Origin of the sequence: Streptomyces sp. cmx-18-6, assembly GCF_046548915.1 — a bacterium.
Classification (GTDB): Bacteria; Actinomycetota; Actinomycetes; order Streptomycetales; family Streptomycetaceae; genus Streptomyces.
In genome coordinates this window covers 232,685-245,627 of the sequence record NZ_JAEBEP010000012.1, presented here as the reverse complement: position 1 = coordinate 245,627, position 12,943 = coordinate 232,685, and the positions used below count along the sequence as shown (strand labels likewise).

At 73.2% G+C, this 12,943-nt stretch carries 12 protein-coding genes; all 12 read left to right on the top strand.

Annotated features, from left to right (window positions below; all coding sequences use genetic code 11):
• The first annotated feature begins 74 nt into the window (after positions 1-74).
• Entirely contained in the window at positions 75-1,052 is a 978-nt protein-coding gene (locus tag ACLJPL_RS26500) for an NADPH:quinone oxidoreductase family protein (protein ID WP_411083448.1), read from the top strand.
• Positions 1,049-2,242, top strand: a complete 1,194-nt coding sequence (locus ACLJPL_RS26495; RefSeq protein WP_411083447.1) for an acyl-CoA dehydrogenase family protein — start codon at positions 1,049-1,051, stop codon at positions 2,240-2,242. Before ACLJPL_RS26500 ends, ACLJPL_RS26495 begins: the two co-directional genes overlap by 4 nt.
• Entirely contained in the window at positions 2,239-3,402 is a 1,164-nt protein-coding gene (locus ACLJPL_RS26490; protein ID WP_411083446.1) for an acyl-CoA dehydrogenase family protein, read from the top strand. The genes ACLJPL_RS26495 and ACLJPL_RS26490 overlap by 4 nt, the downstream gene beginning before the upstream one ends.
• A gap of 322 nt (positions 3,403-3,724) precedes the next feature.
• Entirely contained in the window at positions 3,725-5,341 is a 1,617-nt protein-coding gene (locus tag ACLJPL_RS26485; RefSeq protein ID WP_411083445.1) for an ABC transporter substrate-binding protein, read from the top strand.
• Positions 5,342-5,364: 23 nt separating this feature from the next.
• Entirely contained in the window at positions 5,365-6,330 is a 966-nt protein-coding gene (locus ACLJPL_RS26480; RefSeq protein ID WP_411083473.1) for an ABC transporter permease, read from the top strand.
• Entirely contained in the window at positions 6,323-7,180 is an 858-nt protein-coding gene (locus ACLJPL_RS26475) for an ABC transporter permease (protein ID WP_411083444.1), read from the top strand. The genes ACLJPL_RS26480 and ACLJPL_RS26475 overlap by 8 nt, the downstream gene beginning before the upstream one ends.
• A 104-nt stretch (positions 7,181-7,284) precedes the next feature.
• On the top strand, positions 7,285-8,220 hold the full coding sequence (locus ACLJPL_RS26470; protein ID WP_411083472.1) for an ABC transporter ATP-binding protein: 936 nt from the start codon (positions 7,285-7,287) through the stop codon (positions 8,218-8,220).
• Complete coding sequence (locus ACLJPL_RS26465; protein ID WP_411083443.1) at positions 8,213-8,902, top strand: ABC transporter ATP-binding protein; 690 nt, start codon at positions 8,213-8,215, stop codon at positions 8,900-8,902. The genes ACLJPL_RS26470 and ACLJPL_RS26465 overlap by 8 nt, the downstream gene beginning before the upstream one ends.
• 184 nt (positions 8,903-9,086) lie before the next feature.
• Complete coding sequence (locus ACLJPL_RS26460; RefSeq protein WP_411083442.1) at positions 9,087-9,965, top strand: phosphatidylinositol-specific phospholipase C/glycerophosphodiester phosphodiesterase family protein; 879 nt, start codon at positions 9,087-9,089, stop codon at positions 9,963-9,965.
• 116 nt (positions 9,966-10,081) lie between these two features.
• On the top strand, positions 10,082-10,276 hold the full coding sequence (locus ACLJPL_RS26455; protein ID WP_366822662.1) for a hypothetical protein: 195 nt from the start codon (positions 10,082-10,084) through the stop codon (positions 10,274-10,276).
• A 142-nt stretch (positions 10,277-10,418) separates the two neighbouring features.
• Complete coding sequence (locus ACLJPL_RS26450; protein ID WP_411083441.1) at positions 10,419-11,162, top strand: hypothetical protein; 744 nt, start codon at positions 10,419-10,421, stop codon at positions 11,160-11,162.
• Positions 11,163-11,323: 161 nt separating this feature from the next.
• Positions 11,324-12,913 (top strand): hypothetical protein, encoded by a 1,590-nt coding sequence (locus tag ACLJPL_RS26445; protein ID WP_411083440.1) that lies wholly within the window; start codon positions 11,324-11,326, stop codon positions 12,911-12,913.
• Positions 12,914-12,943: the final 30 nt, after the last annotated feature.

Here is a 12,943-nt window from a genome sequence, read left to right as displayed (position 1 = left end):
GCGCAGCGGTAACGCGAGCAGTGCGCATGCCGACAGCGGCAGCGGTAATGCCGACAGTGTTGTGGAGGCCCCTCATGCAGGCATGGCGAGTGCACCGGAACGGCGAACCGGGCGAGGTGATGCGGCTGGAGGAGACGGACCGGCCCGCCCCCGGGGACGGGCAGGTGCTCGTCCGGGTCGCCGCGGCGAACGTCAACTTCCCCGACGCCCTGCTCTGCCGGGGCCAGTACCAGGTGCGGCCGCCGCTGCCGTTCACCCCGGGCGTGGAGGTGTGCGGCACGACGGAGGACGGACGGCGCGTCCTCGCCACTCCCGCCCTGCCGTACGGAGGTTTCGCCGAGTACGTCGTCGCGGACGAGGCGGCACTCCTGCCCGCCCCCGACGCACTGGACGACGCCGAGGCGGCCGCCCTGCACATCGGCTACCAGACCGGCTGGTTCGGCCTGCACCGCCGCGCCCGCCTCCAGGCGGGCGAGACCCTCCTCGTCCACGCGGCGGCGGGCGGCGTCGGCAGCGCGGCCGTCCAGCTCGGCAAGGCCGCCGGTGCGACCGTGATCGGGGTCGTCGGCGGCCGGGAGAAGGCGGCCGTAGCCCGTGAGCTCGGCTGCGACCTGGTCGTCGACCGGCGCGGCGAGGACATCGTCGCCGCCGTGAAGGAAGCAACCGGCGGGCGCGGCGCGGACGTCGTCTACGACCCGGTCGGCGGCGACGCGTACGCCAAGTCCGTCAAGTGCGTCGCCTTCGAGGGGCGTGTCCTCGTCGTCGGCTTCGCCAGCGGGAACATCCCCGCCCCGGCTCTCAACCACGCCCTGGTGAAGAACTACTCCATCGTCGGGCTGCACTGGGGCCTCTACAACACCAAGGACCCGGCCGCCGTCCGCGCCTGCCACGACGAGCTGACGAAGCTGGCCGCCCAGGGCATCGTCAAACCCCTGGTCAGCGAGCGTGTCGGCATGGCCCGGGCCGCCGAGGCCGTCCAGCGTGTCGCGGACGGCACGAGCACCGGCCGCATCGTCGTCCTGCCCGCCGGAGCGCCCGGAGACGCCCGATGAGCCCCGCGACGGACGCCGCCGAGGTCCGCCGCCGCACCCGCGACCTGCTCGCCGCGCGCCCGCCGGCCACCACCGGCCGCACCGACTTCCTCAAGGCCCGCTTCGACGCCGGACTCGCCTGGGTCCACTACCCGGTGGGCCTCGGCGGGCTCGACGCGCCCCGCTCCCTCCAGCAGGCCGTCGACGCCGAACTCGCCGCAGCCGACGCGCCGGACAACGACCCGCGCCGCATCGGCATCGGCCTCGGCATGGCCGCGCCCACCATCCTCGGCTTCGGGACCGACGCGCAGAAGCGGCGCTTCCTGCGCCCCCTGTGGGTGGGCGAGGAGGTCTGGTGCCAGCTGTTCAGCGAACCCGGGGCCGGCTCCGACCTCGCGGCCCTCGCGACCCGGGCCGTCCGGGGCGAGGACGGCGACTGGATCGTCGACGGACAGAAGGTCTGGACGTCCAGCGCCCATGCGGCCCGCTGGGCGATCCTCATCGCCCGCACCGACCCCGACCTCCCCAAGCACCGGGGCATCAGCTATTTCATCTGCGACATGACCGACCCGGGCGTGGACGTCCGGCCGCTGCGCCAGATCACCGGGGAGGCCGAGTTCAACGAGGTCTTCCTCTCCGGCGTACGCATCCCCGACAGCCACCGCCTCGGCCCGGTCGGCGAGGGCTGGAAGGTCGCCCAGACCACCCTGATGAACGAGCGCGTGTCCATCGGCGGCTCCCGCATCCCCCGCGAGGGCGGCATGATCGGCCCGGTCTCGCAGACCTGGCGGAACCGCCCCGACCTGCGCACCCCCGACACCCACCAGCGCCTGCTGACCCTCTGGGTGGAGGCCGAGGTGGCCCGGCTCACCGGGGAGCGGCTGCGCCAGCAGCTCGTCGCCGGACAGCCCGGCCCCGAGGGCTCGGGCATGAAGCTCGCCTTCGCCCGCCTCAACCAGGAGATCAGCGGCCTGGAAGTCGAACTGCTCGGCGACGAGGGCCTGTTGTACGGCGATTGGACCATGCGCCGCCCGGAACTGGTCGACTTCACCGGGCGGGACGCCGGCTACCGCTATCTGCGCTCCAAGGGCAACTCCATCGAGGGCGGCACCAGCGAGGTCCTGCTCAACATCGTGGCCGAGCGCGTCCTCGGGCTGCCCGCCGAACCCCGTAACGACAAGGACGTCGCCTGGAAGGACCTGAGCCGATGACCGCGCCCGCCCAGCCCCCCGCCACCCCCGACCTGCTCTACACACAGGACGAGGAGGACCTCCGCGCGGCCGTGCGCGCCCTCCTCGCGGACCGGGCCGACGCGCCGACCGTGATCGCGGCGACCGAGTCCGACACGCCGTACGACCCCCGGCTGTGGGAGGCGCTCGCCACCGGCATCGGAGCCGCCGGACTCCTCGTACCGGAGAAGCTCGGCGGCCAGGGCGCGTCCCACCGGGAGGCCGCCGTGGTCCTGGAGGAGCTGGGCCGCAGCGTGGCCCCGGCCCCGTACCTGACCAGCTCCGTCGTGGCCACCGAGACGCTGCTCGCGCTGGTGGGCGACGGCGGGGGTCCGGCCGCCGCGCTCCTGGCCGAGCTGGCATCCGGGGCGCGTACGGCGGTGCTGGCCGTCCCCTTCGCCACACCGCCGGCGGGTGCGTCGTCGGCCACCGTCACGCTGGACGGCAGTCCGGCGGGTGCGTCGTCGGCCCTCACCTCGCTCGACGGCGCGGTGCGCGGCGTCGCGGACGCCGCCGTGGCCGACGTGCTGCTCGTGCCGACCGCCGAGGGCCTGTACGCGGTCGAGGCGGCTGCCCCCGGGGTGGCGGTGGAACCCCTCGTACCGCTCGATCTGACCCGCCCGCTCGCCACGCTCACCCTGACCGGCGCGAGCGGGATCCTGCTCGCCGACGCGGGCGCGAGCGCCATCGCCGTACGGCGTGGTCTGCTCGCCGGAGCCGGACTGCTCGCCTCCGAACAGCTCGGGCTCGCGGAGTGGTGCCTGACCGAGACCGTCCGGTACACCCGCGAACGCCACCAGTTCAACCGGCCCGTGGGCTCCTTCCAGTCGCTCAAGCACCGGATGGCGCAGCTCTGGCTGGAGGTCGTCTCGGCCCGCGCCGCCGCTCGCAACGCCGCCGACGCGCTCGCCACCGGCAGCCCCGACGCCCCGCTCGCGGTCGCCGTGGCCCAGGCGTACTGCTCGGGCGTCGCCGTCCACGCCGCCGAGGAGTGCGTGCAGTTGCACGGCGGGATCGGGATGACCTGGGAGCACCCGGCGCACCTCTACCTCAAGCGCGCCAAGGCGGACTCCATCGCGTACGGCACGGCGGGCGGCCACCGTGCGGCCGTCGCGGAACTGGCGGAGCTGCCGGCCCCATAGCGCCTGATCGCCTTCGGACGCGTCGGTCCGCTGTCTTCGCGATCACCGGAGGGACGGAAGCCCGTGCGGGCGCGGCCGGCTCGATCACGATCGACCACCGGACGAGGACGTGCTCACCATCGACCTGGCCGACGCTTCGCTGTGGGCGGGCGCGGCAGACGGCGGAGCGACGACGGGCCCTGATGAGAGGCCATCCCCTGTCCTACCGGCCCCGGTGCACTCCTCCCGCCTGCCGAGGCGGGGTGTACCGGGGTCTTTTACGTACTGTTTAATTGCATACTGTTCGCAATAACAGTCGATCTTGAACAGGGATGTGCACAGTATGACGGCCCGATCGATACGGGGGGCGGTCGCCGCCACGCTGGTGACCGCACTGTCCCTGACCGCGGCAGCCTGCTCCAATCCGGACAGCCCCAAGAGCGGCTCCGGAAAGGGGGCCACCTCCGCCGTCGTGGGCATCGCCTACGAGCCGGACAGCCTGAGCCCCCTGCTCGGCTACGGCAAGGACGGCAACTCCAAGATCTTCGACGGGCTGCTCGCACTGGACGAGGAGCTGAAGCTCCGCCCCGCCCTCGCCGCCGAACTGCCCGAGGTCAGCGCGGACGGACTGACGTACACGTACAAGCTGCGCAAGGGCGTGAAGTTCAGCGACGGCCAGGCGTTCGGCGCCAAGGACGTCGTCTTCACCTACCGCACCATCCTCGACGAGAAGACCAACAACCCCTCCCGCACCGAGCTGGACGCCGTCAAGGACGTCACGGCCAAGGGCGAGGACACCGTCGTCTTCACGCTCAAGTACCCCTACGCGCCCTTCGCCCAGCGCACCGTCCTGCCCATCGCCCCCGAGCACGTCGCGGGCGAGCAGGACGTCAACAGCGGCGCCTTCACCACCCGCCCCATCGGCACCGGGCCCTACGTCCTCACCAAGTGGTCCAAGGGCGAGAAGCTCAGCTTCACCGCCAACCCCCACTACTGGGGCGGCGAACCCGAGGTGAAGAAGTTCACCATGGCGATCATCAAGGACGACGACGTGCGCGCCACCCGGCTGCGCTCCGGCGACCTCGACGGCGCGATCCTGCCGCCCAACCTCGCCAAGGGCTTCGCGAACGACAAGGGCAAGAAGACCTACGCGGCGGACAGTTACGACTACCGCACGGTGACGCTGCCCACGCACAACGAGGTCGCCGGCGACACCGCCGTGCGCCGCGCCCTGGACGTGGCCGTCGACCGCCGGACCATGGTCGACGCCATCCTCAACGGCGACGGCAAGCCCGCCTACGGGCCGGTCCCCACCGACAGCGAGTGGTTCACCCAGGGCACCGAGCGCAAGCACGACCTCTCGGCCGCGAAGAAGATCCTGGACGAGGCCGGCTGGAAGCCCGGCAAGGACGGCGTCCGCACCAAGGACGGGGTGCGCGCCACGTTCCCGCTCTGGTACCTCAGCGGCGACAAGCTCCGCCAGGAGCACGCCCTCGCCTACGCCTCCGACGCCAAGAAGGCGGGCATCGACATCCGCACCGAGGCCGGGACCTGGGAGGTCATCCAGCCCCGGATGAAGCACGACGCGGTCCTCGCCGGCGGCGGCTCGCCCGCCGACCCCGACTTCGACCAGTACACGCTGCTGAAGTCCTCCCTGGCGGGCGACGGCTTCAACAACATGGCCTGGTACGACAACAAGGCCGTCGACGCCGCGATCGAGGCGGGCCGGAAGAACGGCGACAAGGCCGAGCGCAAGAAGGCGTACGACACCGTCCAGCGCGAGCTGGTGAAGAACCCGGGCTACACCTTCCTCACCCACATCGACCACATCTACGTCGTCGACGACCGCTTCGGCCCCCTCACCACCCAGGTCGAGCCGCACGACCACGGGCTGGCCTCCGGCCCCTGGTGGAACGTCGAGCAGTGGAAGCCCGAGGGCACGGGAGACACGAAGAAGTGAGCCCCCGCCTCCCCTGGGGGCCGATGGCGCGGATGACGGGACGGCGGGCCCTGTTCGCCGTCCCGGTCCTCCTCACCGTCACCTTCGGCGTCTTCGCCGTCGCCGACGCGTCCCCCTTCGACCAGGTGAAGGCGTACGCGGGCACCGCCGGCCTCACCGCCTCCCAGGAGAACCTGGACCAGCTCCGCGTCAACCTCGGCGTGGACCAGCCGCTCGTCACCCGCTGGTGGAACTGGCTGACCTCCGCGCTCACCGGCGACCTCGGCGACTCCAGCGTGATGCGCCAGCCGGTCACCGAGGTGATCACCGAACGCATGGGCTGGTCCGTCCTGCTCGCCGCCTCCGCGTTCGTCATCGCGATCCTGCTCGGCGCCTCGCTCGGCGTCCTCGCCGCCCGCAGGCCCGGCGGCTGGCTCGACCGGGGCGTCAGCTCCGCCGCGTACACCCTGGAAGCCGCCCCCGCCTTCTGGCTCGGCCTCCTCGCGATCTGGTTCTTCGCGCTGAAGCTGGACGTCCTGCCGGCCGGCGGACTCACCGACGCCGCCAGCGAGACCATCACCTTCGGCCAGGTCGCCTCCCACCTGGTGCTGCCCGCGGCCGTCCTCGGGATCTCGCAACTGCCCTGGTTCTTCCTGTACGTACGCCAAGGGGTCACCGACGCACTCGCCGAGGACCCGGTGCGCGGGGCGCGCGCCCGCGGCCTGAGCGAGCGCACGGTGCTCCTCGGCCACGCCCTGCGCTCCGGGATGCTGCCGATGCTCACCCTGATCGGCTCCCGCGTCCCCGAACTCATCACCGGCGCGCTGCTCGTCGAGACGGTCTTCAGCTGGCCCGGCATCGCCGCCGCCACCGTGGAGGCCGCCACCTCGGTCGACTTCTCCCTGCTCGCCGCGCTCACGGTGCTCGCCACCGCCGCCGTCCTGCTGGGCAACCTGCTCTCCGACCTGCTCTACGGACTCGCCGACCCCCGGGTGGCCTTCGATGGCTGAGACCGCGCTCGCCCCGCCGGGCCGCACCACCCGCCGCGTCCGGGTCGTCACCTCCGTGACCATCGTCGTCGCCGTGGCACTCGCCGTCCTCATCGTCCCGCCGGTCGCCCAGCTCGACGAACAGGCCGTCGACCTGGCCGCCAAGCTCCGCCCGCCCACCTGGGCGCACCCCTTCGGCACCGACGACGTCGGCCGCGACCTGCTGCTGCGCTGCGTCTACGGGCTGCGCGTCTCGCTGCTCGTCGGACTGGTCGCCGCCCTCACCGCCACCGTCCTCGGCACCGCGATCGGCGCGCTCGCGGCGGCCTTCGGCGGCTGGACCGACCGGGTCGTCATGCGGCTCGTCGACACCTTCTCCTCCGTGCCGCACCTGCTGCTCGGCATCTTCATCGTGGCGATGTTCCGGCCCGGCGTCTGGCCGGTGATCATCTCGGTCGCCCTGACCCACTGGCTCTCCACCGCCAGGATCGTCCGCTCCGAAGTGCTCTCGCTGCGCTCGCGCCCCTTCATCGACGCGGCCGTCTCCGGCGGAGCCTCCCGGGGCCGGGTCATCGTGCGGCACCTGCTCCCCGGCGTCCTGCCGCAGGCGGGTCTGGCGGCGGTCCTGATGGTGCCGCACGCCATGTGGCACGAGTCCGCGCTCTCCTTCCTCGGGCTCGGCCTCCCCGCCCACCAGGCCAGCCTGGGCAACCTCGTCCAGTCCGCGCGCGGTTCGCTGCTCGCGGGGGACTGGTGGCCGACGCTCTTCCCCGGCCTCTTCCTGATCATTCCGACCCTCGCCCTGGCGGGTCTCGCCGGAGCGTGGCGCGACCGGATCAACCCGCGCCGGAAATCGGAGCTGATGCTGTGACCCGCGCCCACGAAACCGCCGCCCGCGCCCCCGGGACCGCCGCCGTGCCCGTCCCCGCCGGCGCTCCCGTCCTGGACGTCCGGGACCTCTCCGTACGCTTCCGGATGCGCGGCGGGCGGGACATCGCGGCGGTCGCCGACGTCCGCTTCTCCGTCGCGCCGGGGGAGTGCCTCGCCCTGGTCGGTGAGAGCGGCTGCGGCAAGTCCGTCCTCGCCTCCGCCCTGCTCGGCCTGCTCCCCGCCAACGCCCGGACCACCGGCGGCGCGCTGCTCGGCGGGGACACCGACCTGCTGACGGCCGGGGAGCGGACGCTCGCCCGTACGGTACGGGGACGGCGCATCGGACTCGTACCGCAGAGCCCCGCCGCCCACCTCACCCCCGTGCGCACCGTCCGCGCCCAGCTGGAGGAGACCCTGCGCGAGCTGACCGGGGTGCGCGGGGCGGCGGCGGTCCGGGGCGCGGCGGAAGCGGCGGCGGCCCGGGCCTCGTTCCCGGCCGACCACCTCGACCGGTACCCGCACGAACTCTCCGGCGGCCTCGCCCAGCGCGCCGCCACCGCCCTCGCCCTGATCGGGGACGCCCCGCTGCTGCTCGCGGACGAGCCGACCACCGGACTCGACCGGGACCTGGTCGAGCGGACCGTCGACGAACTGCGCCGCCACACCGACGAGGGCCGGGCGCTGCTGATCATCACCCACGACCTGGCGGCCGCCGAACGGATCGCGGACCGGGTCGCCGTGATGTACGCCGGCCGGATCGTCGAACTCTCCGACGCCGCCCCCTTCTTCGGCGCGCCCGGCCCCCGCCACCCGTACGCCAAGGGCCTGCTCGACGCCCTGCCCGAACGGGACTTCGCCCCGATCCCCGGCATGCCGCCCGAACTGGGCGCGCTGCCCGAGGGCTGCGCCTTCGCCGCCCGCTGCCCCCGCGCCGACGCCCTGTGCACGGGCGAGCGCCCGGCCTTCGACGACGAGCTGGCCTGCCACCACGCGCTGACCGGCCGCGCGCACTCCCTCACGAAGCAGGCCGCCGATGCTTGAGCTGACCCGTATCACCGCCGGGTACGACCGCCGCGCCCCGGTCGTCCGCGACGTCTCCCTGAGCGTCGGGCACGGCGAGGCGGTGGGGCTGCTGGGCCCCAGCGGCTGCGGCAAGTCCACCCTGGCCAAGGTCGCCGCCCTCCTGCACCGCCCGGACGCCGGAACCATGACCCTGGACGGCACGGTGATACGCGGCTGGCGGCACCGGGCCCCGCAGGAGCAGCGCACGGCCGTGGGCGTCGTCTTCCAGCAGCCCCGGCTCTCCGCCGACCCCCGCCTCAGCCTGCGCGAACTGATCGCCCAGCCACTGCGGGCCACCGGCCGCCGCCGGGAGGTCCCGGCGCGGGTGGCGGAGCTGACCCCGCTGGTCGGCCTCTCCGACGAGCTGCTGGAGCGCCGCCCGCACGCGGTGAGCGACGGGCAGCTCCAGCGGGCCTGCCTGGCGCGCGCCCTCGTGCTGCGGCCGAACCTGCTGATCTGCGACGAGATGACGGCGATGCTCGACGCCTCGACGACCGCCGCCCTGGTCGCCGTGGTGGAGTCCTACCGGGCGGAGTCCGGGGCGGCGCTGCTGGCCGTGGGGCACGACCGGGTCCTTTTGGAACGCTGGTGCGACCGGACGGTGCGCTGGGGCGAGGAGGAGGCGCAGGGCGCGGGGAGCGAGCGCGTGGCGGTGGGCTGAGCGTCCGGCGGGCGTCGGGAACGGCGAACAACCGATAGGCCCCGGCCGACCGGAGGGCGACGGTACCCCGAACTCTTGGCAGGTACCTGCCCAAGGGGGTGCGGGCGACTCCATACTCGTCGCGACCGTTCACACCTTTCACGCCGTCCCCGCCCACGCCCCGTCCGTCGCCCAGGGAGTCCCCATGGCCCACCTCACCCGCCGCCGCGCGCTCACGGTCGCCCTCGCCACCGCCGCCGCGGGCGTCGCCGTACCCACCGCGACGGCCGCCGCCGCACCTGCCCGCCCGCGCGGCCCGCGTCCGTTACGCCACGCCCACGCGCACAACGACTACCTGCATCCGCGCCCCCTGTACGACGCGCTCGCACACGGATTCACCAGCGTCGAGGCGGACGTCTTCCTCGTCGACGGCGAACTCCTGGTCGCCCACGAACCCGCCGAACTCCACCCGGAACGCACCCTCGCCGCCCTCTACCTCGACCCCCTGCGCGCACTGGTCCGAGCGGGACACGGCAACGTCCACCCGCACCACCGCGCGCCGCTGCAACTCCTCATCGACATCAAGAACGACGGCGTCGCCGCCTACCGTGAACTCGACCGGCAGCTCGGCCGCCACCGCTCTCTCCTGACCCGCTGCCACCACGGCCGCGTACGTTCCGGCGCGGTCACCGCCGTCATCTCGGGCGACCGCGCGGCCCGTACGCCGATGGAGGCCCAGCGCACCCGCCACGCCTTCTACGACGGCCGCCTCGACGACCTCGGCACGGCCGCCCCCGCCTCGTTCGCCCCGCTGATCAGCGCGAACTGGACCCAGACCTTCGGCTGGCTCGGCTCCGGCCCCTTCCCCCGCGCCGAGCGGGACCGGCTCCGCGCCCTGGTCGCCGCCGCCCACCGCGAGGGCCGCCGCATCCGTTTCTGGGCCACCCCCGACCGGCCGGGCCCCGAGCGCGAGGCCGTCTGGGGCGAACTGCTGGCCGCCGGGGCCGACCACCTGAACACCGACGACCTGGCCGGGCTCGAACGCTTCCTCCGCGCCCGGCCCGGCGCGCCCCGGAGCTCGTAACACGTCACAGCGGGGAGTACCCGTTCGGCGGACACGCCAGTGCGCCGAACGGCCGCCCCGCTGCGCCACACTGGCGGCCGAAAGCCGCAAATCCGGCGCGGCGGAGGAGGTTGGCCATGGCCATTTCGATCTCACTGGTGCTGCTTCTGACGATCCTGGCGGTGATCTTCCTGCGCAACGGGGGGCTGAAGCTCTCGCACGCGCTGGTCTGCGCCCTGCTGGGCTTCCTCATGGCCAGTACGAGCATGGCGCCGACGATCCACGACGGCATCGGCGCCACCGCCAACCTGGTCAGCAGCCTGCACCCCTGACCCCGGCCCCGTAACCCCGCCCGCGACCCCGGCCCCGGGCCCGTACCTCCGTATCCCCGCACCCGTCCTCCGTATCCCCGGCCCCGTTCCCGTACCTCCGGGACCGTCCACGCGGCGCGCGGCGATCCCGCACAATGGGCAGATGTCTTTTCCGCCCCCCGGCCGGCACTCGGGCGCCGCCCACCACGAGTTCTGCAACACCGGTCTCTGCTGCCGGTGCCAGATGCGGACCTGGACCACCAAGGCGGGCAACGAGCGGCTCTGCGGGCCGTGCGCCGCCTGCTGCCAGGGGTGCGGCCGGGCGCCCGCGCCTCACCTCGACGGGCTCGACGGCGGTCTGTGCGCCGAGTGCCGCGGCCTGTGCGGCCGCTGCCGCACCCCCAAGCGGACCGACGGCTCCTGCGGCTGCGACCGCTGGCGGGAGAACGCCAAGGGGAACCCGGCGGGCTATGTCCTCCAGGCCCTGCCGCCGCAGCTCCTCCAAGCCCTCGGCCACCGGGTGCCGAACGCCGTCCATGAACTGATCCACCAGGAACTGGCCGCACGGCGCAGCGCCGGTCTGCTCCGCGAGCGCATCGAGCGCCGATGGCATCTGCGCTGGGCCCACGCCCTCAATGAGAAGGACGAGGACGACCGCCGCCGCTGGAGCGCCCAGGACATCGCCGAACAGCTCCTGATGCCCGGCTCGTGCTCCGATCCGCAGTGCGAGGACGGCTATCTCGTCACCACCGACACGCCGTGCACGCGCTGCCGGCAGCCCCTGCACCGCTTCGTCACCTCGGTCGCCGACCACACCGCGACCCCGGAGCGCGCCCGCGCGACGGCCGCCGGGATCCGCCGGGCGATGCTGGAGAACCGCTCGCGCAAGAAGTTCCCCCAGCGCTGAACGGCGCCCGCGCGGCGTCGGACCGCCGTGTTGCCGCACGTGGCGGGGTGTTGCGGCGGCATGTCGTGATCACTAAAGCTTTCTCCTTTGCATGGACACTCCAAGGGGTGCGCTCTAACGTCGGGCGGCGGCGCGACCCCCGTCCGTAATCAAGGAGCCCGATGTCCCCGCCGTACCGCAGAGCGCTCACCCGCGTCCTGGCGCTGACGCTCGCCGTCGCCTCCCTCACGTTCCTGGGGCCCGTGGCCCCCGCGGTGGCCGACGAGATCCCGAAGGCTCCGGGCCACCGCCTGGTCGGCGACTACCAGGGCGCGCCCGCCACCGCGCGCCCGGTCCCGGGACAGGCGCCCCCGCAACACCCCTACCTCGCCCCCAACGGCCGCAGCGGTATGCACGCCGACGCGGCGGGCAGCGGAACGCACCCGTACTCCGGGCCGCTCGGCCGGGACCCCGAGGTGACCAGCGAGAAGATCGCCCCGGTCGGCGGCGAGTGCGCGACCGCCACCTTCGACGCGGCCGGCCGGCTCATCACGGTCTGCGGGACCTTCACCGGCTTCCTGCTCAAGCTGCTCGACCCGCGCACGCTCGACACGCTGGCCGAGTACAAGCTCCCGCAGCGCTCCTCCACCGTCGAGGCGATCACCACGCTCGACTTCTCGAAGATCTTCAAGGACACCTCGGGCGGCGCGTACTTCTACCTCGACGACCAGGACCGCGTCGTCCTCGCCGACTCCCGCCAGCACATCCTGCGCATCGCCCACCGGCAGGGCGCGGACGGCCGCTGGGAGTTCGTCGTCGAGAACGACTGGGACCTCACCGGGCAGGTCCCGCACGACTGCGTGAGCTGGACCAACCTCTTCCCCAGCGGCGCCTGCGACCCCGTCACCTCCGTGATGCCCGACTGGGAGGGCCGGATCTGGTGGGTCACCCGGCTCGGCCGGGTCGGCACGGTCGACCCGCGGACCTCCGTCATCCGCTCCGTCCGGCTGGCCGGCGAGGAGATCCAGAACTCCTTCTCCGTGGCCCGGGACGGGGTCTCCATCGTCTCCGACCACGCCCTGTACAGCTTCACCGCCGACCTGGACGGCACCCCGCGCATCCAGTGGCGGCAGACCTACGACCGGGGCGCCGGCACGAAGCCCGGTTCGGTGAACCAGGGCTCGGGGACCACACCGGACGTCTTCGGCACCGGGGAGGAGTACGTGGCGATCACCGACAACGCGGACGACCGGATGAACGTCCTCGTCTACCGCCGGGGCACGGACGTCCCCGCCGACCGCCGTCTCGTCTGCTCGGTCCCGGTCTTCGGCCACGGCCGCTCGACCACCGACAACTCCCTGATCAGCTGGGGGAACAGCCTCGTCGTCGAGAACAACTACGGCTACGAGAACCCCACCTCCCTGCTGCTGGGCCGCAGCGTCGTCGGGGGCGTCACCCGCATCGACGTACGCCGCGACGGCAGCGGCTGCGACACCGTGTGGGAGAGCGCCGTCCGCTCGCCCTCCACCGTGCCCAAGCTCTCCACCGCCAACGGACTGCTCTACTTCTACGAGAAGGAGCCCAACGCCCTCGGCATCGACGCCTGGTACCTGACCGCCGTCGACTTCTCGACGGGCGAGCGTCGCTGGCGCAAACTCACCGGCACCGGGCCGGCGTACGACAACAACTGGGCCCCCATCACCATCGGCCCCGACGGAACGGCGTACGCAGGGGTCTTCAACGGCATCGTGGCTGTCCGCGACACCCGCTGAGACACCGGGCAACACGCTGGTGGCGCACAG